We start from the raw sequence: 24,878 nt of genomic DNA on the forward strand, positions 1-24,878 counted from the left end.
TTCTCATTCCGTCGCATCCAACATGCCATACACCTCTTGCCACATTTTCGGGAAAAGAGGGTCACCAGGATCTCTGGGTCGATTCAGAGTGTTCTGGACAATTTCTCGAATCCGGTGGTTGTTTTTACTCAGAATTACAATACGGTCCGCCAAAATGACAGCCTCCTGAATATCATGAGTCACAAAAACGATTGTGACTCCGGTATCTTGCCACACCTTAACCAGTGTTTGCTGCAAAACTTCCCGGGTCTGAGCATCCAAACTTCCGAATGGTTCATCCATGAGCAAGAGCTCCGGTTGCAAGGCTAAAGCCCGGGCGATGGCCGCTTTTTGCTTCATCCCGCCCGAGAGCTGATGCGGGTAACATTGTTCACACCCTTCCAGCTTGACCATTGCCAAATAAACGGCAGCCATTGCTCTGCGTTCCCGATCCGAAGCACCAATGCGTTTCATTTTCAGAGGAAAAACCACGTTCTCAAGCACCGTCTTCCAGGGAAAAAGCTGGTTGAAATCTTGAAAAACCATTATTCGTTTGGCAGTGGGCCCCGTGACCGGCTGCCCGTCGAGAACGATCTCGCCCGAGTCCGGGGTTTCGAATCCCGCTATCATTCGCAATAACGTCGATTTCCCAGAGCCGGAAGATCCCAGAAGGCATACAAACTCCCCTTGCCCGACGGTGAAATCGATCGCTTCTAAAACCCGGAGGCATGTATTGCCCTGGGAATAGGATTTTTGCAATGCTTTGATCTCCAGCTTCGAGCTCATCGTGCTTCCTTTCAAACGCTCATGCCCCACCGTTTCACCGTAAGCTGCTCAATCCCATGGAAAACAATATCTTCGACAATGATCCCGATGAGAACGATGACGATGATCCCCTCATAGATCCCAACGGTATCCATGAAGACGCGCTTCTTAAAGATAAACCAGCCCAATCCGCCTTCTCCGCCGACCGCGCCAAAGATCATTTCCGCGCTGATCAAGGCCCGCCAGGCCCGCGCCCATCCAATCTTCAGACCTGCCAGCAGATACGGCAAGGAGGCGGGAATCATCAGCCGTGCCGTGGTTTGAACCGGATTCAACTCCAGATTGGCGCCGACTTCCCGGTAAATCTTCGGAATCGATTTAAAGCCGGCCATTAAATTCAGCAGCATCGGCCAGAGCACCGAATGGACAATGATGAAAAGAATCGCTTCCGTCCCGGTTCCCATCCATAAAATAATGATCGGCAGCAAAGCGATCCCCGGCAGCGGGTGGGCCACGGCCGTGACCGTGTCCACCAGGGCATCAATGATTTTGCTGGTCATACCCAACGTCGCCAGCAACACGGCCAATGCGAATCCAATCCCCAAACCCTTGGCGATCAAGACCATGGATAAACCGGCCGCTTGGTTGATCTCGCCACTGGCGACCGCTTGGGAGAGTGAAACCAGGATGATATGCAAGGACGGGAATAACTGGCGGTTGACCAAGCCCGAATTCGCTATCCCTTGCCAGATGAGCGCCAATCCCAGCAGGCAGGCAATGCGGGTGAAAAGCCGGTTTTCCCAAAATTTATTTTTCATAGGTAGCGGTTTCCCAATAGAGCTCTGACATTTTCCGAGGCAGCTTATTGATATAGCCCTGACGCTTCATGAAAGCGGCGAATTCCTTGACCCCTTTTACTTCCAGATTATATTTCAGCCCTTTTTCCTGAAAATATTGGTTCAGCTCGGCGGCAGGAATTTTATATTCGGCACTCAACCGGGATACGGTCTGCTCGGGGTTTTCCCGCATAAACCGCAGTGTTTCCTGGAGAGCCTGCAAGAAAGCCTTAAACACCCGGGGGCTTTGCTGATGAAACTGTTCAGTGCAGACTCCGACGATGAAGGTGAACTCCTTGCCGAAAGCTTCTGTTCCGTCCATGATCTGATGCATGTCGGGGTGGAGCAATTCCTTGAATAAATAGGGAGGCGCCGTGAAATGGGCGGTAATATCCTTTTTGGCAAGCAACGCATTCATCCCGTCCGGGTGAGACAGCGTCACCAATTGATTGTCCAGTTTTTTGGCGTCCCCCAACTGCCGTTCGCAGGCCATCGCCAGTAAGATATGCTGCACGCTGCCGGGTTGAGGCAAGGCGATCCGAGCTGTCTTCGTAAAATCCCCCAGCGAACGGATTTCCTGCTGATTGGTTACCAATCCGACCGGGCTCTCTGACAAACCGCAGGCGATCTTCCATGGCATTCCGTGATTCCAACCGATCAGGAAAGGCGGTATCGCCATAAATCCGACATCGACCTTTCCGGCAAGCATCGCCTCACGGATAGCCGCCGTATTCCCCAACTGACTCCACACCACTTTCAGACCGGGCAGCTTCTTCTCAAGGAACTTCATTTCCTTCATGATCTGCAACGGAGCGTAAGCCAGGCCATATTGTTCCGCGATGGATATCTGGGGTTGCTTGACGGATGGCTTTTGCAGCGCCAGGCCCCATCCCGGCCCAAGCAGTGTCAAGAAAAATATGGCGAACACCGCCAACTGAACCTTCTTCATTTCCTATCCCTCCCCCGTTGAACGGGATAACTCACTGGAACCATTTCATCCGGAAAGCAGGAGCCGTTTGCGGCAAACCAGCGTTACTGCCGGAATGCTCCGCTGCAATGCGTAATATACGGCCGATTCCGCGATGGCTCACCCCAAAATATGGTTATTTCCGCACTCATCGAAAATGCCCAACGCGGCGCGGGCCCGTTCCCTGTTGGCAGCCAACTCCGTTTCGTTCTTCCCTTCAACCATCAGCACGCCGGCCCGCTGCGTAGCATCGGTTATCTCTCCGATCCGGTCGCCAATTCCGAAATTATACTGCGCGTGAATGACTCCCGGCAACTCCAGTAGCCTTTGAATGCTTGACAATGAAGCGATGGTGCATGGCGTAGCAAAAAACAATTCTACCGCCAGATGTTTTTGATTCGCTAACCAGTCATGATGTTCCAAGGGAGAGCAATCCACTTTCTTCCCCAAACTTGCTTGGATGACCATATCCAGCATATCGATGCCGGTGGCCCGGGGCAAATAGATGTCTTCATAGGCCCCGCCAATCCGGCAAGCGATCTCGTTGACTTTGATCCCCTCCGCTCCGACTAAAAACTGAAAATAAATCGGGCCGTTGCGAATCCCGAAACAGGCGACGAGCCGCTCGGTGAGGTCCGCTATCTCGCGATGGCGCGTTGCCAAAAATTGCGACGGCAAATGGTGGGCGGTACAGATGCCGATATGCCGCGCCACTTCAAAGGTGATTCTGTCCACCACTCCCACCACAAAAGTTTCCCCTGCGCTTACCCAGCCGCTTACGGTAATCTCGCGGCTCGGATAATACTCCTCCACCATCAGCTCCAATTGGCGGGAATAACTCAGTACATCCCGAAAAACCTCACGAATTTCCCGAATGGAGGATAATTTATAGACTCCCCGCTGTCCCTGGCTGTCGAGCGGTTTGACAACGACCGGAAACCCCATCGCGGCCAGCTCGGATTCTTGAAAATCTTCTCGTAACAGCACATAGCGGGCCGTTGGGATCGCGGATTCCAAAAAACGCTGTTTCATGACTTTCTTGTTGGTAACCGCTAGCGCCGTCGGCACATCGATCAAAGCCGGCAAATTTAAGGTCTGAGCAACCTGTGCCACAGTATAGACCGGTTGATCGGTTCCCACGGTCATGATGCCGTCAACCTGATATCGGGCGGCAACTCGCAGATTGCCTTCAACATCAAAGGTGCTGACCTGTTCATGGACATCGGCAAGCATTTTTCCGGGCGGATCGGCATGGTAATCGGAGACAATCACCGTATGCCCCATGGCTTTGGCTCTCCTGATTGCATTGAGCTGAAGGTTTCCGGCGCCCAAAATCAAAAGTTTCATGATCCGTTCCTTTTTATAAGTGGATTTCTCTAACCTCGTATTGAGGACGATTGATCTTCGGGGGAAAAATCTCAGCGATTTTCGAGTAATACCTGACCAATTGGGTACAGAGCCGCACCAGCTTCTGGAGCGTATAATTCGAGCGCCCGTACTGGCGCGGTGCATGTTTCACCGTGACATGGGTCAGATTCCGGGTGTATTTCAAAATAAGCGGAGCCAAATAAATAAAATCCATAGTTTCGCTCTGAATCTGACACACCAGCGTTTTTCGGAGTGCGCGGAAACTGCTGAGTTTTAATTCCCGCGGTTTTCCGGCGATCAGCCGGAGCAGAATATCAATCCCCAAAGTGCCCAGATTCCGGTAAAACGCATGGCGTTTATGGTCCGGGACCCCAAATACTCCGTCATAGCCCAGGGCGATCTTCGCGAGAAGAACCGGAATCTCCTCCGGGGGATGTTGCAGGTCGTCGTCGAGCGTAATGACGATTTCTCCCGTTGCAAAACGGAGTCCGCATAAAATGGCGTTTTGTTGTCCGGAGTTGCGGGCCAAACCGATTACTTTGACGCGGGGGTCCCGTCCATGAAGCAACTTTGCCCGAGCGAAACTCCGGTCGGAGCTGGCGTCGTCAACCAGAATGATCTCGTAGTTTTGAACCGTTCCGTCGAGTACTCCGGTCAACCGCCGATAAAGTTCTTCCAGCGAACATTCACTATTATAGACTGGAATGATTACTGATACATCTACCGCCATCTCTTTGACCTCTAGAAGCGTTGTGATAACCCTGGCCATAGGTCAGGTTGAACACAAAAGCTCAGAGAAGCAAGTGATAAAGTCGTTTTGGAATCCTCTTGCCAGTCGAATCGATTGGAAAGAGACTTTCACATGGCTTCTAGATCTTCTCCAATATCCCGGTCACATGTTCCATTACATATTCGATTTCACTATCGGTCATTCCTGTAAAAAAGGGCAGCCGCAATAATCTCCGGCTCAGGTCTTCCGTTAGCGGCAGATCACCGGAACGGTATCCGAGCCGCTGCCCCATTGGCGAGCTGTGCAGGGGTACATAATGGAAGGCCGTCTCGATTCCGGACGAAGCCAGTGCCTTTTGGGCATTCTTTCGCGCAGTTTCAGTGGGAAAAAGAATGTAATACAAATGATAATTGGATTGGCAGGCGGATGGAATGACGGGAATCCCAATCTTGCCGCTCCGGGCATAAGGCAATAGATAGTGAGTATAGGCCCCATGAATCATGCGCCGTTTGGCGGTGATTCGCTCCAGCTCCATGAATTGCGCGTAAAGAAATGCCGTTAAAACCTCGGAAGGAGTATAACTTGAGCCCCAATTGACCCAAGTATAACGATCCACTTCACCATCGATAAACTGCCGCCGGTTCGTGCCTTTCTGAATGATCTGTTCGGCTCGTTGGATCATTTCCGTATCCCCGACATTGATCAGCAACGCGCCCCCTTCGCCGCAAGTGATGTTCTTGGTCTCATGAAAACTATAACAGCCCATCTGACCCCAGGTTCCAAGATAGCGTCCGCGGTAGGAGGCGTTCACGGCTTGAGCCGCATCTTCGATCACCTGAAGCTGATGCTCGCGGGCCAGACTCATAATCTGATCCATTTCGCAGCCAATGCCGGCGTAGTGAACGGGAATGATCGCTTTGGAGCGGGGAGTAATTTTCTCTTCCAAATCGGCAGGGTCGATGTTAAGTGTGGAGGCTTGAATCTCGACGAAGACGGGTCTGGCGCCCCGCAGGACCACGGCATTGGCGGTGGAGGGAAAAGTAAAGGAGGGCATGAGCACTTCATCGCCAGGTTCCAGGTTCAACAAGAGCGCCGCCATTTCCAGGGCGTGCGTGGCCGAAGTGGTTAAAAAAACTTTATAAACGCTGAACATTTCCTCGATAAACTCTTTGACTTTGGCAGTATAAAAACCGTCGCCGCTAATCCGGTTCCTGGCCATTGCATCCCGGATATAGCTCTCTTCGGCGCCGGTATAATACGGCTTATAAAATGGGATAATCAAAGCTGCCACCACTTTCAATCCAAGATGAAACGGGGCCGACTATGCGTCAGCCCCGGGATAACGCGATAGTGATTGCACAATGACTCCTACTTCACCAAGGGATACCCTTTGTTGACCCATCCTTGCGGCGCGTTGGTCGGCATGCCGGTTCCGCCATTCATGGATACGGCATCATAGCCCAGCATTCTCAAACCGGCAACGGTCTGGCCGGCTGTCTGACCGGTATAACAATAAACGATAATTTTTTTGTCCTGCGGCAAACTGTGAAACTTCTGCTCCATCCCTTTGCCGAAAGGAATATTGATGGCCCCTTCAATATGACCTTTGGCAAAGTCTTCCGCTTTCCGGACCGACAAAAAGATAACCCCTGGGTCCTTCTTGTCCAGCAAGGCTTTGGCATCCGCTTCGCTGATCTTGTAATTCGCATAGGTGCTCCCTTTGACGCGGTCCAACCCTTGATAATATTGAACAATTGCCTTTTTGACCTGCGGCTGGATCTTGAGGGAGATGGCTTTGGGAAGCGGATTGGCTTTGGTCTCGGTGACATCCGCCACGCCATCGACTTTTGATATTCCCAAATCCCAACCTAAATTCACCGATTTGGCGTTGAATCCGGCCATGTTTAACAGGGCGACGGTTTGACCCGCAGTTTGACCGGTATAACAATAGACCATGATCGTTTTGTTTTTGGGGAGCTTGCTTAAGTTATCGCTGATATCGGTGCCCCACGCCAGATTAACCGCGCCCTTGATATGCCCCTTGGCATAAACATCCGCTTGGCGAATGTCCAAAATGAACATCGGTTCATTGGCTTCTACTTTGGCAACGAACTCTTTCTCACCGATCTTATAGGTATCAGCAGGCATATTGGAGAAATAACGATTAACCGCGTCTTTCACCGGTTCGGCGACGGCAAAGCTGATGGAGACGCCCATCACCAATAATAATACCACAAAAATCGCAACCCATTTGAAACCAAAACTTTTCATTCCGATACCTCCCTTTATTTTTTTAATCCTGCCAAACGACTATTATTTTTCACTCGGTGTGGCCAGCTTTTGGGCACAGCATTCCAATGTTTCCGGGGTCAGGTCCTTGGCAATGACTTCCGGAGGTGCTCCTTGTTTTACCAAGACGACTGCCGGAAGGTTTTCCGGCATTTCTTTGCATACCTTCTGGATTAAGGAGGCGGACTTATAAACGTCGATTTTGGAAACGGTAATCGTCGAGCCGTATTTGCATTTTAATTCCTCGACAACCGGTAGCAAACAACGGCATTGCTCATTGGTAGGTTCCCAGACGTAAAACAGGGAGGGGCGATCCGCCTGCAACAGTTGCTGAAAATACTCGTTCTCTGCCAGGTATCTCTCGGCCGCCACCGCGGCCACCGCCCCGTCGCCCACGGCTGTGGAAACTTGGCGCAAACCCTTCTCCCGGACATCGCCCACCGCATAGACTCCTGCGATATTCGTTTCCATCATCTCATTGGTTTTGATATAACCCCGGTCATTTAAAGCGATTAACCCCTTGAAAATTTCAGTATTGGGAAGATAGCCGATAAATAAGAAACAACCGTCAACCTCGACCGGAATGATCGCGCCGGTTTTGGTGTTCTTCAAGTTGACCTGGGTTAGGCGTTCACCGCCGACGAATTCGTCGACCATGGTGTTCCAGATGAACTCCATTTTAGGGTTGGAGAACGCTTGTTCCTGGGCAATTTTATTCGCATCGAGGATTCCTTGATCGTGAATGACCGAGATCAATACCTTTTTGGCGAATTTGGTCAAAAACATTCCTTCTTCGATGGCGGCATCCCCGCTGCCTACCATCAGAACCACCTTATCGGTATAATAGGCCGCATCACAAGTGGCGCAGAAAGAAATGCCTTTGTCGTAAAGGAAATTCTCTTCGTTACGGGCTCCCGTCAAGCGTGGTTTGCCGCCGGTGGCGAGGATGACTGCCTTGGCCTTATAGATGGCCCGGAAAGTCTCGACCAGCTTGGTCCCATCCTCCATGACCTGAAGTCCCTTCACGTCCGTGAGTTTGAATTCGACACCCAATCGTTTGGCTTGTTTCTCAAATCGCTGCATCAATGCAGTCCCGCCCATCGGTTCGGGGAAACCGGGGTAATTCTCGATCTCACTGGTATACGTCGCCAGGCCGCCCACCAAAGATTTCTCAATCAACAGGGTCTTCAGTCGGGCGCGGCCGCAATATATTCCGGCGGTCAGTCCGGCAGCCCCGCCCCCGATAATGACCACATCGTACTCAAAGACTTTTTTCTCCATGGAAGGCCTCCATCACATGAAATACTTCACCAGCAGTTTGCTTCCAATCCAAGCGCCGACAAACATAAAGACCATAAAGAGCCACCCGTGCAACGAGGAAGAAGCAACGCCGCTGAACAGAGCGCCGATGTTGCAGCCGAATGCCAGGCGAGCCCCATATCCCATGAGCAACCCCCCGCAGATCGCCGCGATCACCTGAGCGACCGACTTGATCTTTTTGAGCTTAAATTGGGAGGCCGCCAGCGCCGCAAGCAAAGCTCCGACGATGATCCCCAGGTTCATCAACGTTCCCGAGTGGGTAAAAAAAGATAGCTTCAATGCCTGACGGTGCGGTTCGGCAAAGTAAAACCATTGCTCGACAGGAATGCCGAAAGTCTTGGCCAGCCATCCTCCCCAGTAAGAAAAAGCGGTGGTGACTCCCCAGGGCGCGTTGGATATGGCGAAAAGAGCGATATTCAAGACAGCGAGTAAAATTGCACCGGTCGTATACGGCCAAGGTTCTTTAATGACCGCTTTAAAGATCCGATTCTCTTGTAGACTCATTTTCAGCCCTCATTTCGCTTTTTCAATATAAACTTCCCATTCACCGTCTCCTACCTCTTCAATTTCGACAGGGTGCCCTTCTTTTCTGGCCCATTCCGGAACATTCTTCATGGCGCAGCTATGATCGATCTCCACCACCAGCACATCTCCCACCTTCAGCTCGGCCAATTTCTTTTGTGTCTTTAACAGAGGAACCGGGCAAGCTTCTCCTAAACAATCCAAACGATATTCAGCCATTGCGTAACACTCCTTATCGATTTTCACTTTTCGTCTATGGATGTCCTATGTCCCAATAAATCATTTGGCAGGAATTCTTTCGTTGAACTACTGTCATTGCCAAAACTGACGGCTTAGGCTTGATTTCGTTTTTTGCCCCACCAATCCGCCAAAAAGAAAAGTCCTCCCAACACAGCGAACTGCAGAATCAGCGCGGCCGGCCATCCCAATAACGAGGGCAAATGGATCTTGGGTGACGCGCTGATAACCGCCTGCTGCCACCAGCCAAAATCATGGGCTCCCCATAAGCTGCCGACGACGAAAAAAGCGAGCGAAAGCCACTGCATCATAAATCCTTCTCCAAAGCGCATCAACGTACCCGACGCGCAACCGCCGGAAATGACCGCTCCGATCCCAAACATCGTCGCGCCAATCGCCACATGAATGCCGACCGGATTGACGGCTCCCGGAACCCCTTTGCCACTCTGTAAAGCAAACAACTGGATCACCGCAAAGCCGGCCAAGGCAATCGAGATCGCTGTCAGAACCGCCTTGGATAATGAAGTCCCGCCCGTCAGAATGGGATCGCGAAAGGCTGCGGTGAAACAAAAACGGCTTTTTTGCAACACCACGCCAAAAGCGACTCCGAAAATCCAAGCCACCGCCAACCCCGATGAAATCTGTCCGAAAACGACCGCCAAAACGATGACCAGGATTAAAACGATGATGGCGATCGGAAGCTGATTCTTCCGTTTTTTCGGGGTTCGGCGCACTGCCGTTTCCCTTGCTTGTTGAATCTCCACTGTCAATTCCTCCCTCCTTTTGTTCTCTTTTTCACAAACTCAACTAACTTCATTATACAGCTTCTACCACGTATATAGACAATAAGACTTTGTTATGGTGTATAAGTCTTTCTTTTGAAAATGAAAACTTATTTCAATCAGATAGAGGAATCGAAAATTCCTGACAGAATTGTATTCACAGGAAAGAAGGTGGGATACGGATGAACATCTCAAATCTTAAGGCATTTATCGAAACGGTCCAAGCGTCGAGCATCTCCAAAGCCGCCGACAATCTCCATCTGACCCAGCCTGCGGTGAGCATGCAGCTCCAAAACCTGGAGACCTCGCTCGGGCATCAGCTGCTCAATCGGAGCAATCGAGGCGTTCAACTCACGGAGTATGGCAAGGTTTTTTTCTCCTATGCGCAGAGTTTCTTGACCCTATGGGATAATCTGCAACAAGACTTAAAAGCCGTGGCGGCCTCCGAATATCCTTCCTTGCAAGTCGGAACCTGCCCGGCTATCGGACAATACGCACTGCCCTGCGCCCTCTTTCTCTTCAAACAGATCTACCCGCAAATTCGGGTATCGGTCCAGAGCTTATCCTCGCAGGAAGTGATCAGCGAGTTGCGGAACCGTACCTTACATACCGGATTTCTAGAAGGAATTCCCCATGCTCCGGATCTGGAAAGCCATTTGGTGCTTCGTTCGGAGTTAATCCTGGTTGCCTCATCCAGCCATCCCAAAACAGCCGTCGATCTAGCGGATCTACCCGGCCTGCCCCTGGTTCTCACTCCACCGGACTGTGACATCCGTCGCTCACTCGAAAGGAGTCTGGCCCGTTACCAGATGGATAGCGCCAGCCTCAAACCATTTTTAGAATTGGACGGCTTGGAAAGCGTAAAATCGGCGGTCATCTCCGGCCACGGTCTCTCGTTTCTCCCGTATATCGCCATCAAAAAAGAATTGTTTTCCGGCGATTTGCAACGGGTCTTCATCAACGGCGCCACTTTTGAAATTACTTTTTCGATGGTTTGGCGGAAAAATGAAAGCCTTTCCGAGGATAACCAGCAGTTGATCAATTTCATCCGCAACGATAGCGGTAAAAGCTTCTGCTAGCGGGTTATTTTTCGATCGTAATCCGCCATATCCCATTGGCTACCTCTTCGACCCGGAATTGATGAACCAGTTTGTGGGCGGCCGCTTTAATATTCTCAACCGCACAGCTATGGTCGACCAAGATTTCCAACATCTCGCCCGGGTTCAGCCGCTGGATCTGATCGATAGTTTTAAGGGTGGGTATCGGACAGAAATCGCCCATGCAATCCAATTTTTTCATGACAAACTCCTCCGCAATCATGAAATTGGTTTCTTCCGCACCGTTCAACGCTACACTCATCCTAACGGTTTCTTCGCTGCGAAGCGATTTTTCCCTGCTATTATTGATCATTCCGCTCCCCGCCCGTCTTTTTGAACCCAAAGCATGGAAAATCTTCCATTCCGAATCACTTCGAATTGTTATCCTGGGTGATCCAATACATTTGTTGGGTAACTGATGATGAGTATATACCATCTTCAGTTAGTAAATGAACATCTTCAGTTACTGAATGAAGTTCTTCAGTTACTGAACGAACATCTTCAGTTACTGAATGAAGTTCTTCAGTTACTAAATGAACATCTTCAGTTACTGAATGAAGTTCTTCAGTTACTGAATGAAGTTCTTCAGTTACTGAACGAACATCTTCAGTTACTGAATGAAGTTCTTCAGTTACTAAATGAACATCTTCAGTTACTGAACGAACATCTTCAGTTACTGAATGAAGTTCTTCAGTTACTGAACGAACATCTTCAGTTACTGAATGAAGTTCTTCAGTTACTAAATGAACATCTTCAGTTACTGAACGAACATCTTCAGTTACTGAACGAACATCTTCAGTTACTGAACGGACATCTTCAGTTACTGAATGAAGTTCTTCAGTTACTGAATGAAGTTCTTCAGTTACTGAACGAACATCTTCGGTTACTGAATGAAGTTCTTCAGTTACTAAATCATATCCTTGTTCAAAATTAAAAACTACCCCAGTAAAAATGAGGTAGTTTTGACGAAAGCTTATGATTCCTTCGGACTAAAAACTGAATAGTTCCAGCTGATCGGTTTCCGACATTCCCTTCAAGCAACCATGCTTCTGTAAAACTTCAATGACTGCCGAGGTCAGCCGGGCCCGGCTCTTCAGATCTTCGATGGAGCGAAACTCCCCTTCCTCCCGGGCGTTGGCGATATAGGTGGCAGCATTGTCGCCCAGCCCCTGCAAAGCGGCGAGCGGCGGCAGCAACCCCTCGGGAGTGATCTGGAATTTATGGGGATGGGACCGGTAGATGTCGACCCGTAAAAATTTGATGCCGCGCAGGATCGCCTCCAGCACCATCTCCAGAATTGTCTCCAGGTTCTTCTCCTTCTGGGTAGCGTCGTTTCCCTTGGCCCGGATATCCTCCAGCGCGCTGCGAACCGCCGTCTCGCCGTGCACCACGATATCGGCGTCGAATTCGTCGGCCCGGACGCTAAAATAAGTGGCATAATAGGCCTCCGGGTATTTCACCTTAAAGTATGCAATCCGGAAGGCCATCATCACATAGGCGACGGCGTGGGCCTTCGGGAACATGTATTTGATCTTCAGGCAGGAATCGATGTACCAGTCCGGCACCTGGTGTTCTTTCATCAGTTTGATGTCGTCGGGTTCCAATCCTTTTCCTTTACGGACTTTCTCCATTATTTTAAAGGCGGATTTGGGCGGCAATTTTTTAAAGAGCAAGTAATTCATGATGTCATCCCGGGTCGAGATGACCTCCGCCAGCTTGACCTTGCCCGATTTGATCAGCTCCTGCGCGTTGCCCAGCCAAACGTTAGTGCCGTGCGACAGGCCGGAAATATAAATCAGCTCCGAAAAAGTGGTCGGTTTGGTCTCGGTCAGCATCTGCCGGACAAAGCCGGTGCCAAACTCGGGAATCCCCAAGGTCCCCAGGTCAAAACCGAGTTGCTCCGGGGTAAGCCCCAGGGGCTCCACCGAGGTGAAGATGCGCATAATCTCCGGATCGCCCATCGTCACGGACTTGGGATCGATGCCGGTAAGATCTTGAAGCATCCGGATGACCGTCGGATCGTCATGGCCCAGGATATCCAGTTTGACCAGCCGGCCTTCCAAGGCGCCGTGAAAGTCGAAATGGGTGGTAATCCATTCAGCGTTCTTGTCATTGGCCGGATACTGAATCGGCGTGAAACTGTAGATTTCCTCATTCCGCGGCACCACCACCATGCCGCCGGGGTGCTGTCCGGTGGAACGCCGGACGCCGGTGCAACCTTTTACCAGCCGGTTAATCTCCGCCTGGCGGAGCCGGAGCCCTTTATCCTCCATGTAACCTTTGACAAAGCCGAAAGCCATCTTCTCGGCAAGACCGGTGATGGTTCCGGCCCGGAAGACAAAGCCCTTGCCGAATAGTTCCTCGGTATAATGATGCACGGTCGACTGGTAGTCGCCGGAGAAGTTCAAGTCGATATCGGGCTCTTTATCGCCTTCGAAACCCATGAAGGTAGCGAACGGAATATCCTGTCCGTTGCGGTTCATCTCCTTGCCGCAGCGCGGGCAGTTCTGCGGCGGCAGATCGTAGCCGGAACCGATGGAGCCGGTCTCCTTAAACTCGCTGTACAGACAGTCCGGGCAGCGGTAATGGGCCGGTAACGGATTAACTTCCGTGATATTGCACATGGTGGCCACGAACGAAGACCCGACCGATCCCCGCGATCCAACCAGGTAATTGTCGTCCAACGATTTTTTGACCAGTTTGTGGGCGATCAGGTACAAAACCGCGTACCCGTGGCCAATGATGCTCTTCAGCTCCCACTCCAAGCGGTCCTCGACCAATTGCGGCAACGGATCGCCGTATAGTTCCTTGGCCCGGCGGTAGGACATCTCCCGGATCTCCTGATCCGCGCCATCAATGATCGGCGGGTGAAACTCCTCGGGAATCGGCTTGACATCGCCGATCTGTTCCAGGATCCAGCGCGGGTTCTTGATGACCACCGTCTCCGCCAGCTCTTTACCCAAGTATGCGAATTCGGCGAGCATTTCGTCGGTGGTCCGGAAATACAACGGCGTCTTCTTGTCGGCATCTTCAAATCCCTGGCCCATGAGCAAGATCCGGCGATAGATCTCCTCATGCGGATGGAGAAAATGCGCGTCGCAGGTCGCCACCACCGGCTTCTCCAATTGCTGGGCGATGTGGCAGATCCGCCGGTTATTCTCTTGCAACTCCGCAACGGAGGCCACCCGGCCGGAATCGATCAAAAACTGATTGTTGGCCAGCGGCTGGATCTCCAGGTAATCATAGAAATGGGCTATCTCCAGCAATTGTTCGTCGGTGGCGCCATCCAATAACGCCTGATAAAATTCGCCGGCTTCGCAAGCCGCCCCCAGCAGCAGGCCTTCCTTGAGCTCGACCAGCCGGGAACGGGGAATCCGCGGATGACGGTGGAAATACTGGACATGAGAATCGGAGACCAACCGGTAAAGATTTTTCAAGCCCACCTGATTTTTGGCCAGGATGATAATGTGATAAGTCTTGAGATGGTCGACGCCGCCCTCCTTGATCAGAATATTCAGATCGTTTAAGTTCTGAAAGTTGCGGTCCGCCACTTTCTCCAAAGCTTTGAGGAGAATTCCGGCGGCGCAGGCGGCGTCGTCAACCGCCCGGTGATGATTCACCAATTCCAGGCCGAGTTCTTTCGCCAGATTGTTCAGCCGGTAGCTTTTTAAGCTAGGCCAGACCGAACGGGCCAAAGTCAGCGTATCCAGAAAGGACGGACGGATCTTTTGATCAAAAAAGAGCTGCTGCTTTGCCTTGATAAAGCCGACGTCAAATTGGGCATTATGGGCCACTAGTACCGCTCCGGCGGCAAATTGCATAAATTCCGTCAGTACTGTGGCGGGATCGGGAGCATTCTCCACCATATCCGGAGTAATTCCGGTTAATTTTTGAATCTCGGCCGAGATCGCTTTTCCCGGTTTGATCATCCGGTGGAATTCGCCGACGACCCGCCCGTTCTGTAGTTTGACGGCGCCAATCTCCAGCAGATCTTCTTTCCAGGGATTAAAACCGGTGGTTTCCAGATCGAAAACGACAAAAGTGCTCTCGGCAATGGTCTGCTCTTCTGGTGCATCGATCACGATCGGTACGCCATCATTGACCAGGTAACCTTCAACCCCGTAAAGCACTTTGATTCCGGCCTTTTTACCGGCTTGGTAAGCCTCGGGAAACGCTTGAACCACGCCGTGATCGGTGATGGCGATGGCCGGATGCCCCCATTGAGCGGCCAGCTTGACCGCGGCAGCTGCCTCTGCGGTGGCGTCCATGGCGCTCATCTTGGTATGAAGATGAAGCTCGATTCGCTTTTCCGGCGCCAGATCCATCCGTTTGACCGGCTCCGCCCGATTGATATCCGAAACCATCAGGTTCAATTCTTTGGAATACGGGTCGTATTGCAAACTGCCCCGGATGGTTATCCAGACGCCCTCTCTCAGGTGCTCTTCGATCTGATGTTCGCCCCGGGGGAAAATTTTAAAACTGATCGAGTCGCTATAATCCGTCAAATCTCCCAGGTAGAATTTCTTGCCCGTCTTCGAAACCTTGGCCTCCCAGCGACAAACTTCGCCCCGGATCACCACGCCTTCCTGCTCCTCATGCAGTTGATTGATGGGGATCGGCTCAGCGTTAATTCTTTTGCCGTAGATTTCGGAACTGTTCCCGGATTTCCCACTCGGGGCCGTCCTTTCCTGGGGAGGCGGAGCTGATTTGAGCAAAGCCTGAATCGCCTCGGCTTCCTCTTGTTCCATCCGGCTTTGCGTATCCAGAATCTGTTCTTCAAAATCTCCGACCACAAACTCCAGCCGCAGCCTTTCCAGCACAAAATCCTGGAGCAACTCCGCCAGCTCTTCATGGCGGCGGCTCAAATAGGAAACCCCGGCGTCGTTCCGGACTTGTACCTCCAGCAGGCGATCCTGTAGCAAACGAAACTTGGCCTCGATGAGCCATCCGTTCACTCCCGGAAACTTGGCGGCCGCAGCCATACTGAAACGGTTCCAGTTGCTATCCAGCCGTTCTTGCAGCGTGGGAAGATTGCTGGGACAGACTACCTTAATCTTCACTTTGGAGATGCCGAGTGGCATGGATTGCAATGCATCCTCAAGTTCGGCAAGCTGCTCCGGCAAGAGGTCATTGGCCAACAAAAGCGTGATCGTCCAAGAAGAGTCTTTGGTATTCACCAAAATCTCCTGGATAAGGCCTCCCTCCAAAACTGGAGTGATTGGAAAAGAAAAGGAGACTTCTTCAATCCCCTTAAATACTTTTAATGATCGGTTATCCGGTTTAATCAGGTATTGTTCGGACATTCCTTGCTCCCAGATATCGGTCTATGAATTTATTCGACACAACCGTGTTTTTACTTGGAATACTTAACGATTTTCGCTCAAACACTGCCGGATGAAGGATGCGGCCCGGGTCGTCACTTCAGTCAAGGGCCAACGTTCCTCGGCTCCGGTCTGGCGATATTTGACTTCGACCTCACCTTGAGCCAGCCCTTTGGGCCCAACTGTGATTCGAATCGGAATTCCTATCAAGTCGGCATCCTTAAACTTAACACCAGGCCGCTCGTTGCGGTCGTCCACCAATACCTCGATCCCCGCTTCATTCAACTGTTTGTATAAATCCGCCGCGACTTGGAGCTGATCAGCGCTCACCGCCACGATATGCACTTGGAACGGGGCGATGGCCATCGGCCACTTGATGCCATTGGCATCATAATTTTGCTCAATCGCTGCGGCCATCGTCCGGCTGACGCCGATTCCGTAACAACCCATCACCATCAGTTGACTTTGGCCTTTCTCATCCAGGTAAGTCGCACCCAGCGCTTTGCTGTATTTGGTGCCCAATTTGAAGATCTGGCCGGCCTCGATCCCCCGGACCTGTTGCAGATGCCCATGGCAACGCGGACACGCTTCACCCGGGTTGGCGGTTCGGAGATCGGTGTAGTTAACATTGACAAAGTCCCGCTCCGGCTCGACATTCCGGTAATGATAGCCCTCCCGGTTGGCTCCCACGACCACTTGATGCATTTCTTTAACCAGATTATCGGCATAAATGGTAATTTTTTCATCAAGCCCCACCGGCCCGACATAGCCCACCGGCAAACCGTAAACCTCGTGCAATTCTTCGGGAGATGCCAGATAAAGGTTCTTTCCGCCCAGGCTGTTATATAGCTTAATCTCATTAACCTGGTCGCAACCTCGCACCAGTACCGCGATGTAACCATCGCCGGTTCCGTAAAAGAGAGTCTTTACCGTCTGTTCGGGAGCGACTTTCAGAAAGGCGGAAACTTCATCGATGGTTTTTTGACCCGGTGTCTCTATCAGCTCCAAGGGCACCATCGTACCACCACTGGCTACGGGTACTTTGGATACCGCCTTTTCGATGTTGGCCGCATAATTGCAGGCGTCGCAGTAGAGGATCAGGGCTTCCCCGGCTTCGGCCAACACCATGAATTCTTGGCTGACATTGCCACCGATGGCGCCGGAATCGGCTTCCACCGGCCGGAACTTCAAGCCGCACCGCGTAAATACCTTGGTGTAAGCGCGATACATCGCCTGATAGCTTTCCTCCAGACCGGCCTCGTCCAGATCAAACGAATATAAATCCTTCATGATGAACTCCCTGCCGCGCATCAGCCCGAAGCGTGGCCGGATCTCGTCACGGTATTTATTTTGAATCTGATAGAGCCGCAAAGGAAGATCGCGATAGGAGCGGATGTCATTCTTCACTACCGTCGTAATGATCTCTTCGTGAGTAGGTCCCAGACAAAATTCCCGTTTATGCCGGTCCACCAGACGAAACATCTCGTCGCCGTATACTTCCCACCGGCCGCTCTCTTTCCAGATCTCAGCGGGTTGGACGATCGGAAGAGCCAATTCCTGTCCTTCTTCCCGATCCATTTCTTCGCGGACGATCTTGGCAATCTTGCCGATGACCCGCTGCGCCAGAGGCAAGAAAGTATACATGCCGGCGGCCGACTTCCGAATCATGCCGGCCCGCAGCATCAATTGGTGGCTGATGATCTCGGCTTCGGCCGGCGTCTCCCGTAAAGTCGGCGCAAATAGTTTTGATTGTCGCATCCAGATACCCCCGTTAATTGCTATATAAGTTGAATTAAATTTCTAAGATGCATCATGTCCCGTAAGCCTTCCATGATGGATAAATTAAGGAATTTAATTCAACTTATTACCGCTGTAATAGGATGAAATAAACTCCGATTTAATTCTTTTGCATTCGGCTTTAGGAATGCAAAATACAGAAAAAATTTATTTCATCCTATATGTCGCAACATACCGTTACACCGGAAAATGTTGCGATTCCTTTACTCATTCCCAAGCCGGACTGAGTCCGCTATTTGCCGCAACTCTTCTTCCAGAGTGTCGATGATGGCTGCTTCCGGAACCTTTTTAATAATTTCGCCGCGCCGGAAGATCAAGCCTTCCCCTTTACCGCAGGCGACGCCCAGGTCCGCTTCCCTGGCCTCTCCCGGACCGTTGACCGCGCAGCCCATCACGGCGATCCGCAACGGCGTTTTGATCCCGGAGACCAGCGCTTCAACTTTTTCCGCCAACGGCTCCAGATTGACCTGACAACGGCCGCAGGTGGGACAGGAAACCACGGTCGCTCCGAAACTCCGCAATCCCAAAGATTGCAGAATCTCTTTCCCCACCTCGACTTCACGTACCGGATCACCGGTTAGCGAGACTCGTAACGTATCGCCCAGACCCTCCGCCAGCATAATCCCAAGTCCAACCGCGGAACGAATTGAACCTTTAAACCACGTTCCCGCCTCGGTAATTCCGATATGCAACGGGTAATCGCATTTTTGGGACAGCAACCGGTAGGCTTCGATAGTATGCGGGACGGAAGAAGCTTTCAGCGAGACCACGATGTCGGTAAAATTCTCGGCTTCCAACAGCTCAATATGACGCAAGGCACTCTCAACCATCGCTTGGGGAGTCGGGTTTTGGTATTTTTCCAGCAACTCCCGCTCCAAGGAACCGGCATTCACGCCAATTCGAATGGGAACTCCCCGTTCCTTGGCTTTGGATGCCAAAAGGCGGACCCGGTCGCTGCCGCCGATATTTCCGGGATTGATCCGCAATTTACTGATTCCCGCTTCAATGGCAGTCAACGCCAACTGATAGTCAAAGTGAATATCGGCTACTAATGGAACAGCGCTGGCGCGAACGAAAGCCTGAAGATTAGCGGCTGCTTCCCTGTCCGGCACCGCCAAGCGAATGATTTCACAGCCCGCATCCGTCAGCCTGTTCATCTGCTCGATCGTGGAATGCAAGTCCCGGGTATCGGTATTCGTCATCGATTGAACCAAAATGGGGTTCTGTCCGCCAATCACCAACTTGCCGATCCGGACTTCTCTGGTAGCTCGTCGAATAAACATGGTTTTCCTTTCAATTTTCTCTTTACGATTATATCATTGAAAAAGATTGATGTTAAGCAAACTTTTCGAAAAAATCAAATGCCGCAATCGATTCGGCCCCATGACGGAAACAAAGAAAAAAGCTGCCGAACGACAGCTACACTTAACGTTTTTTCACACAAGCGTCACATAGGCCCCGGTTATGACGGACCTGAGCCGAAGCCTCTTTGCCGCAGATCCGGCAGAAGTCACCGATCTTCTTGGAGCACTCCATGCAAAGACCCGTCTTCTTCACAAACGAGTCATGCCTCCCACAGGCCGAACAGATACAGTGTTTACAATATCCTTTGTGCTCACGCAGTTCCTCAGGGGCGATCCTGCCACAGGACCGGCAACTCCAAACTCCATCGCGCTTACCGGCCAACTCTTTGACGCAAAACTCGCATAAATTATGGGCTTTTAAAATCCGGGCGGTCTGGATCGTATTTCCGCAACGAGAACAAAAACGTTCTCCCTTCGGGCCCTTGCTTCGCCCCTCACGATTGGGATCGGCCCATAATTTCTTGGTCTTGGGCATCACTCAACCTCCAAAAAATCGTCGAAAACTGTTAATGACATCGCCATAGGCGATCCACAGGCCGAGCACGATCACTGCTACCAACCCAATCATCTGGGCATACGCTTTTTGTTCCGCTGAAAACTCCTTCCGGAAAAGCCGTTCCAAAAGTAAAATCACAATCCAGCCTCCATCCAACAACGGCAAGGGTAGCGGCAAAAGGTTAAAAAGAAAGAGAAACAGGCTGATTTGAATCGCAAATGACATAATATTGTAAGGATGAATCCGCATCATCTGCTCGACCACGGCCACCATTCCGATGGGCCCCATAAACCGTCCTTCAACCTTCCCTTTGAACATCAGGGAAAAAGTTTGAATATAACTTTGGATGAAAGCGCCGGGATACGTAATTGCGATTTTGGCGGCTGCCCCAAGCGAGGCCCGTTCATACACAGGCACCGCATTGATGCCGATAAAGTAACCCTTCCCTGCCGGATTGCGCATCGGGGTAATCTGCTTGACGAGTAACTCTTGATTCCGCAGGATTTTGATTGTCAACGGCTGGGAACCGTACTGCTGCACAAATTTGGAAATATCCCGCCAATCTTTAATCGGATTGTCATTAATGGCTACTATTTTATCGCCCGGTTTGATTCCAGCATCAAAAGCAGGGGTTCCGGGTATCGCCTGCTCGACTACGGAGCTAAAGCTATTGAATTTGCTCGGCAAACCAATAAAAGCGGAAGTGACAAAAAGCAGGATTATCGCCAGGATCAGATTGAAGATTGGCCCGGCTGCGATGATACATATTTTTTTCCATAATGCCTGGTACTGAAAAGACTCTTCTTTCCGGACCGGTTCTTCCCCGGCTCCACCCTCTATCTCCATATCCATTCCGGCAATTTTACAAAACCCACCCAACAAGATCCAACGAAAGGAGTATTGGATGCCACGGTGTGTAAACTTACCAATCAACGGTCCGAAGCCCACTGCAAACTCATGGACTTTGACTCCGAAGAAACGGGCAGTCATAAAATGGCCCAATTCATGAACCACGACCAGAATACTCAAGAGCAAAATCACTATCCAGGCGGCGTTAAAAATATTATAAGGCATAATCCTACCTTCCTTTCCCAATTAAATCGCCGGCTGTCCGGCGCGCCCAAGCGTCGACCGCTAAAATCTCATTTAAATCCGGGGACGGAGAAAAACTTTCCTTCTGATGGTACCCCATCACTTCGGAAACAATACGAACAATCCCAGTGAAATTGAGCAATCCTCTTTGAAAAGCCTCGACCGCGGCTTCATTGGCAGCATTGAATGCAGCTGGCAAGCTGCCACCCTTACGCCCTGCTTCATACGCCAATCCTACCGCGGGAAACAATTGGGGATCAACCGGGTAAAAATTAAGCTGAACCCCGGCCGATAGATCGAGTTTGGGGAAAGAATTGGAAAGCCGCTCCGGATAGGTCAATGCCAACTGAATGGGAAGCCGCATGTCACAGCGGCCCAATTGAGCGATGGTCGAACCATCGTTCAATTCGACCATCGAATGAATGACGCTCTCCGGATGAATGACCACATCGATCCGGTCAAATGGCATCCCGAACAACCAATGCGCTTCAATGACCTCCAGTCCTTTGTTGAACATCGTGGCGGAATCGATGGTAATTTTGCCGCCCATTGACCAATTGGGATGGTTTAATGCCTGTTCCAAGGTCACATGGGCCAACTCTTCCGGCTGGAAAGTCCGAAACGGTCCGCCCGATGCGGTTAGTAATAAGCGCCGAACCTGATTGGGCGAATGTCCTTCCAGACATTGAAAAATAGCGCTATGTTCGCTGTCGACCGGATAGATGGCGACACCGTTTGCTGCGGCGGCGGGCATGATTATCGACCCGGCAGCCACCAAAGTTTCTTTATTCGCCAAAGCGACCGCTTTTCCAGCATGAATCGCGGCCAACGTCGGCCGGATCCCGATCGAACCAACCACTGCGGTCAAGACCATATCGACATCGGAGGCTACGGCTATCTCAAGCAAACCCTCCATTCCTGAAAGCACTCGAATTCCGGTTCCGGATAGCGATTTTTTCAGCTCGGCCTGTAATTCAGGTTGTCCGATTACAACATAACGGGGATGGTAACGCTTTGCTTGCTCAATCAGCAGCTCGATGTTGGAACCCGCCGCCAAAGCCGTAACTTCTAAGCGATCTGGAAATTCGTCGACCACTTCAAGAGCTTGACGCCCAATTGAACCGGTCGATCCTAAAATTGCTAGACGTTTCATCCTAGATGCTCCATAAAAAATAATCGTTTATCGTTTTCTGGCCAAAAACCAATCTACTTTGTTGGATTGAAAAAAAATTTGGTAGAGTTTTCAGTGACGATGATTTTGGGATTGACTGATACAGTGCGATATACCGAACGTAGCACGATTAAGATGGCTGGAGCATAAAAAATTCCGGCAAAGCCGTACAATTTCATGCCCAAATACATGATTAGCAATGCCAAAAGCGGGTGGATGTTTAAATTACCCCCTACAAATCTTACCTCAAGCAACTGCCGGATTAAAACAATCAAACTGTAAGCCACCAAAAAAGCGACGGCACGGGGATAGAGGCCGAAAATCAGATCAATGAAGAACAACGGAAAAAAGACGAAACCTGGACCGATCACCGGAATTAAGTCTAGTATGCCAGCTAACACTGCATATGTAAAAACACCGGGGATCCCAATGAACTTCAAAGCCAACGCCGTCAGGAAACCGGTTATCGTGGCCAGAGTAAGCTCGGTTCGCAGATAGCGGGCCATTGTATCCAACATGTCATGTTTCAGTTCAGCTACGACCGGCAGCCATTGCGGCGGTAAAACCCGATAAAACCAACGGGTAATTCGAGTTTTATCCCGGCTTAAAAAAAATGCCGTAATCCCACCCAAAGCAACGGCAAAAAATATCTGCGGCAAAGCCGGTAATAATTGCATAATCCATAGCATAAAAGAACGTAGAATATGGTTGAATGATTCCGGAATTACCTGAAAATTTTTTATATCAGGCTGAAAAAACACAACAAACTGGGGCAAAACTTGCACCCAATGCGCAAAAAAATGGTTGAGTTGATTGATGAGGAGCGGCATTTTCGGCAAGAGCTCTATAGCCCCTTGGTATAACGCTAAAACAGTTAAAACCACTGCTGCGAGAATAAGCAGGGTCAAACTCATCAACAGCACACCAATAATAAAGCCCCTCTGAATTCTAAAACGGGCTTCAAAACGTGTTACCAAGGGATCAATCCAACAGGCCAGCAGTAATCCAATGAGAAACGGCGCAAAGACCGGGAATAAAAAACGAAAACCCAAGATTAAAAGGGAACCTACCACCGCTAGCCAGATGATTGTTCGTAATTCTTGGGTCACCGATCGTTCACCACTTAAAAATATGGCGTAATGTATGTAACCAGGTAATATACCACCGGCCCGGCAATCAGCAGACTGTCAAAACGGTCCAGAACACCGCCATGACCCGGCATAAAGGAACCTGAGTCTTTAACTCCCGCATTTCGTTTGATAATGGATTCGATCAGATCGCCGAATTGCCCGGCGATAACCACCAATATCCCCATCACGACGAGTTGGGCAAACGGTCGATGGCTGAATCCCGCAATAATCAGTGAGGCAATGATTCCCCCAAGAACTCCCCCGATAGAACCTTCAACGCTTTTTTTCGGACTAATTCGCGGCGAAAGCTTATGTTTGCCGAAATTGATGCCGACGAAATAAGCAGCCGTGTCATTAGCCCAGGTCACCAGCACTGTAAAGAGCGTAAATAGCAAGCCATCATTCCCCGGGATAAATCTCAGCAATAAGATATATGCAAACATAAACCCAATATAGACCGTACCGAAAAGATTCACCGCCGCATTGACCAGACCATTTTCAGGATCCCCGCGCAACAGCTCCATCAGAAAATTAATAATGAAAGCGACAATCAAGCCAAAGGTCAGGATCCTTTCGCAGATGCGCAGCGTTTCATAGGGATCGGGGCCGTAACGGCTAGCTGCAACATGGATCAGGGCGAGGAGGGATAATGAGATGAAGAGCATGACTTCGGTTTGAGGCCGGAAATTTTGGCGTTTGAGCAGATCGGCATATTCCAGGATTGCTAATACGACTAGAATACCGATGGCGAGTGTGTAATAGATCTGGCCGGCCCAGATCAGCCCAAAAAGCAGGAAAGCTCCTCCAAAACCCCAGATTATCCTCTGGATCATCGTTCCGATCCACCTCCCCTTATTCCGCCAAATCGTCGTTCCCGGCCACTGAAAAATGCGAAAGCCTTCAAAAGCTCATCTCTTCCGAAATCCGGCCAGTAGGTATCGGAAAAATAAAGTTCCGTATACGCTAATTGCCAAATGAGGAAGTTGCTGATGCGGTATTCTCCCCCGGGCTTGATGAGTAGATCGGGATCCGGCTGACCGGACGTGAATAAAAATTTAGCGAATTCGGACTCGGTAATCTTCTCAATGGACAATTTCGATTGTTGGATCTCGGAAACCATGGTTGTAATGGCGGATACTATTTCGGCACGCCCGCCGTAATTCAAGGCCACATTCAAATGCAGCAACTGGTTGCCAGCAGTGAGCCGCTCCGCTTTATCCATAGCTGAAACCATGGAGGGACTTAATCCATCGCGCAAACCAATAAAGCGGATTTGAACTCCTTTTTGATGTATCCCTTGAACCTCGTGCTGAAAAGCCTGGGAAAAAAGGTCCATGAGCGCACTGACTTCTTCAACCGGCCTTCGCCAATTTTCGGTTGAAAACGCATATAACGTCAAATAGGGTACCTTTGTTTCCAAACAGACATCGATGGCATCGCGAACCCGCTCCATCCCGGCACGATGCCCGGCGGTACGCGGCAAACCGCGTTTTCGAGCCCACCGACCGTTGCCATCCATAATAATTGCGACATGTTGCGGAACGTTCCGCACTTCTTGTCCAACCGTAGTTTTCTTCGAAAAACGCTCCAATAACCTCATATGATTAAATAACCC

At 50.7% G+C, this 24,878-nt stretch carries 21 protein-coding genes; 1 reads left to right on the forward strand and 20 read right to left on the reverse strand.

Annotated elements, in window-relative coordinates; genetic code table 11:
* Nucleotides 1-3: 3 nt before the first annotated feature.
* From EDC14_RS11385 to EDC14_RS11435, 11 genes are all read right to left on the reverse strand, one after another.
* Complete coding sequence (locus tag EDC14_RS11385; protein ID WP_243662907.1) at nt 4-780, reverse strand: ABC transporter ATP-binding protein; 777 nt, start codon at nt 778-780, stop codon at nt 4-6.
* Nucleotides 777-1,562, reverse strand: coding sequence for an ABC transporter permease (locus EDC14_RS11390; protein WP_132014413.1), 786 nt, complete (start codon nt 1,560-1,562; stop codon nt 777-779). The genes EDC14_RS11385 and EDC14_RS11390 overlap by 4 nt, the downstream gene beginning before the upstream one ends.
* A complete protein-coding gene (locus EDC14_RS11395) occupies nt 1,552-2,529 on the reverse strand; it encodes an ABC transporter substrate-binding protein (protein WP_132014414.1) in 978 nt (325 codons plus the stop codon). Before EDC14_RS11395 ends, EDC14_RS11390 begins: the two co-directional genes overlap by 11 nt.
* 138 nt (nt 2,530-2,667) lie before the next feature.
* Nucleotides 2,668-3,894 carry an ATP-grasp domain-containing protein gene (locus tag EDC14_RS11400; RefSeq protein WP_132014415.1) on the reverse strand — a complete coding sequence of 409 codons (1,227 nt, stop codon included), beginning with the start codon at nt 3,892-3,894 and terminating at the stop codon, nt 2,668-2,670.
* A 13-nt stretch (nt 3,895-3,907) separates the two neighbouring features.
* The gene (locus EDC14_RS11405; protein WP_165907959.1) at nt 3,908-4,645 is read right to left on the reverse strand and encodes a glycosyltransferase family 2 protein; all 738 of its coding nucleotides are present in this window, start codon (nt 4,643-4,645) and stop codon (nt 3,908-3,910) included.
* A gap of 139 nt (nt 4,646-4,784) precedes the next feature.
* Complete coding sequence (rffA, locus tag EDC14_RS11410) at nt 4,785-5,936, reverse strand: dTDP-4-amino-4,6-dideoxygalactose transaminase (protein WP_341540157.1); 1,152 nt, start codon at nt 5,934-5,936, stop codon at nt 4,785-4,787.
* A 77-nt stretch (nt 5,937-6,013) separates the two neighbouring features.
* The gene (locus EDC14_RS11415; RefSeq protein WP_424337410.1) at nt 6,014-6,862 is read right to left on the reverse strand and encodes a rhodanese-like domain-containing protein; all 849 of its coding nucleotides are present in this window, start codon (nt 6,860-6,862) and stop codon (nt 6,014-6,016) included.
* A gap of 96 nt (nt 6,863-6,958) precedes the next feature.
* Entirely contained in the window at nt 6,959-8,215 is a 1,257-nt protein-coding gene (locus tag EDC14_RS11420) for an FAD-dependent oxidoreductase (RefSeq protein ID WP_132014418.1), read from the reverse strand.
* A gap of 12 nt (nt 8,216-8,227) precedes the next feature.
* On the reverse strand, nt 8,228-8,758 hold the full coding sequence (locus EDC14_RS11425) for a YeeE/YedE thiosulfate transporter family protein (protein WP_132014419.1): 531 nt from the start codon (nt 8,756-8,758) through the stop codon (nt 8,228-8,230).
* A 9-nt stretch (nt 8,759-8,767) separates the two neighbouring features.
* Complete coding sequence (locus tag EDC14_RS11430; protein ID WP_132014420.1) at nt 8,768-8,995, reverse strand: sulfurtransferase TusA family protein; 228 nt, start codon at nt 8,993-8,995, stop codon at nt 8,768-8,770.
* Nucleotides 8,996-9,108: 113 nt separating this feature from the next.
* Nucleotides 9,109-9,777, reverse strand: coding sequence for a YeeE/YedE thiosulfate transporter family protein (locus EDC14_RS11435; RefSeq protein ID WP_132014421.1), 669 nt, complete (start codon nt 9,775-9,777; stop codon nt 9,109-9,111).
* A gap of 200 nt (nt 9,778-9,977) precedes the next feature.
* On the opposite strand from EDC14_RS11435, the gene EDC14_RS11440 reads away from it, so the two are divergent.
* Complete coding sequence (locus EDC14_RS11440; protein ID WP_132014422.1) at nt 9,978-10,874, forward strand: LysR family transcriptional regulator; 897 nt, start codon at nt 9,978-9,980, stop codon at nt 10,872-10,874.
* A gap of 4 nt (nt 10,875-10,878) precedes the next feature.
* Here the strand turns inward: EDC14_RS11440 and EDC14_RS26780 are convergent, their stop codons facing one another.
* From EDC14_RS26780 to EDC14_RS11485, 9 genes are all read right to left on the reverse strand, one after another.
* Nucleotides 10,879-11,094 carry a sulfurtransferase TusA family protein gene (locus EDC14_RS26780; protein WP_165907960.1) on the reverse strand — a complete coding sequence of 72 codons (216 nt, stop codon included), beginning with the start codon at nt 11,092-11,094 and terminating at the stop codon, nt 10,879-10,881.
* A 787-nt stretch (nt 11,095-11,881) separates the two neighbouring features.
* Nucleotides 11,882-16,195 carry a PolC-type DNA polymerase III gene (locus EDC14_RS11450; protein ID WP_132014424.1) on the reverse strand — a complete coding sequence of 1,438 codons (4,314 nt, stop codon included), beginning with the start codon at nt 16,193-16,195 and terminating at the stop codon, nt 11,882-11,884.
* A gap of 63 nt (nt 16,196-16,258) precedes the next feature.
* Complete coding sequence (locus tag EDC14_RS11455) at nt 16,259-17,971, reverse strand: proline--tRNA ligase (RefSeq protein ID WP_132014425.1); 1,713 nt, start codon at nt 17,969-17,971, stop codon at nt 16,259-16,261.
* Between the two features lie 242 nt (nt 17,972-18,213).
* Nucleotides 18,214-19,308: a flavodoxin-dependent (E)-4-hydroxy-3-methylbut-2-enyl-diphosphate synthase gene (gene ispG, locus EDC14_RS11460; RefSeq protein WP_279388750.1), complete on the reverse strand. Its 1,095-nt coding sequence runs from the start codon at nt 19,306-19,308 to the stop codon at nt 18,214-18,216.
* Between the two features lie 544 nt (nt 19,309-19,852).
* Entirely contained in the window at nt 19,853-20,944 is a 1,092-nt protein-coding gene (locus tag EDC14_RS11465; RefSeq protein ID WP_132014427.1) for a M50 family metallopeptidase, read from the reverse strand.
* Nucleotides 20,945-20,948: 4 nt separating this feature from the next.
* Nucleotides 20,949-22,115, reverse strand: a complete 1,167-nt coding sequence (locus EDC14_RS11470) for a 1-deoxy-D-xylulose-5-phosphate reductoisomerase (protein ID WP_132014428.1) — start codon at nt 22,113-22,115, stop codon at nt 20,949-20,951.
* Nucleotides 22,116-22,168: 53 nt separating this feature from the next.
* Nucleotides 22,169-23,242: an AI-2E family transporter gene (locus EDC14_RS11475; protein ID WP_165907962.1), complete on the reverse strand. Its 1,074-nt coding sequence runs from the start codon at nt 23,240-23,242 to the stop codon at nt 22,169-22,171.
* Nucleotides 23,243-23,256: 14 nt separating this feature from the next.
* Nucleotides 23,257-24,096 carry a phosphatidate cytidylyltransferase gene (locus EDC14_RS11480; RefSeq protein ID WP_132014430.1) on the reverse strand — a complete coding sequence of 280 codons (840 nt, stop codon included), beginning with the start codon at nt 24,094-24,096 and terminating at the stop codon, nt 23,257-23,259.
* Nucleotides 24,093-24,863 carry an isoprenyl transferase gene (locus EDC14_RS11485; RefSeq protein WP_132014431.1) on the reverse strand — a complete coding sequence of 257 codons (771 nt, stop codon included), beginning with the start codon at nt 24,861-24,863 and terminating at the stop codon, nt 24,093-24,095. The genes EDC14_RS11480 and EDC14_RS11485 overlap by 4 nt, the downstream gene beginning before the upstream one ends.
* Nucleotides 24,864-24,878 lie beyond the last annotated feature (15 nt).

The organism is Hydrogenispora ethanolica (genome assembly GCF_004340685.1).
GTDB classification, from domain to species: Bacteria; Bacillota; UBA4882; order UBA8346; family UBA8346; genus Hydrogenispora; species Hydrogenispora ethanolica.

What these genes read in the sequence shown, in the direction of transcription:
- EDC14_RS11395 (WP_132014414.1), bottom strand. Translation starts at nt 2,529, where the DNA reads ATGAAGAAGGTTCAGTTGGCGGTGTTCGCCATATTTTTCTTGACACTG.
- EDC14_RS11400 (WP_132014415.1), bottom strand. Translation starts at nt 3,894, where the DNA reads ATGAAACTTTTGATTTTGGGCGCCGGAAACCTTCAGCTCAATGCAATC.
- EDC14_RS11450 (WP_132014424.1), bottom strand. Translation starts at nt 16,195, where the DNA reads ATGTCCGAACAATACCTGATTAAACCGGATAACCGATCATTAAAAGTA.
- EDC14_RS11465 (WP_132014427.1), bottom strand. Translation starts at nt 20,944, where the DNA reads ATGCCTTATAATATTTTTAACGCCGCCTGGATAGTGATTTTGCTCTTG.
- EDC14_RS11405 (WP_165907959.1), bottom strand. Translation starts at nt 4,645, where the DNA reads ATGGCGGTAGATGTATCAGTAATCATTCCAGTCTATAATAGTGAATGT.
- EDC14_RS11485 (WP_132014431.1), bottom strand. Translation starts at nt 24,863, where the DNA reads ATGAGGTTATTGGAGCGTTTTTCGAAGAAAACTACGGTTGGACAAGAA.
- EDC14_RS11390 (WP_132014413.1), bottom strand. Translation starts at nt 1,562, where the DNA reads ATGAAAAATAAATTTTGGGAAAACCGGCTTTTCACCCGCATTGCCTGC.
- EDC14_RS11415 (WP_424337410.1), bottom strand. Translation starts at nt 6,862, where the DNA reads ATGGGCGTCTCCATCAGCTTTGCCGTCGCCGAACCGGTGAAAGACGCG.
- EDC14_RS11440 (WP_132014422.1), top strand. Translation starts at nt 9,978, where the DNA reads ATGAACATCTCAAATCTTAAGGCATTTATCGAAACGGTCCAAGCGTCG.
- EDC14_RS11470 (WP_132014428.1), bottom strand. Translation starts at nt 22,115, where the DNA reads ATGAAACGTCTAGCAATTTTAGGATCGACCGGTTCAATTGGGCGTCAA.
- EDC14_RS11480 (WP_132014430.1), bottom strand. Translation starts at nt 24,096, where the DNA reads ATGATCCAGAGGATAATCTGGGGTTTTGGAGGAGCTTTCCTGCTTTTT.
- EDC14_RS26780 (WP_165907960.1), bottom strand. Translation starts at nt 11,094, where the DNA reads ATGAAAAAATTGGATTGCATGGGCGATTTCTGTCCGATACCCACCCTT.
- EDC14_RS11455 (WP_132014425.1), bottom strand. Translation starts at nt 17,971, where the DNA reads ATGCGACAATCAAAACTATTTGCGCCGACTTTACGGGAGACGCCGGCC.
- EDC14_RS11425 (WP_132014419.1), bottom strand. Translation starts at nt 8,758, where the DNA reads ATGAGTCTACAAGAGAATCGGATCTTTAAAGCGGTCATTAAAGAACCT.
- EDC14_RS11420 (WP_132014418.1), bottom strand. Translation starts at nt 8,215, where the DNA reads ATGGAGAAAAAAGTCTTTGAGTACGATGTGGTCATTATCGGGGGCGGG.
- EDC14_RS11430 (WP_132014420.1), bottom strand. Translation starts at nt 8,995, where the DNA reads ATGGCTGAATATCGTTTGGATTGTTTAGGAGAAGCTTGCCCGGTTCCT.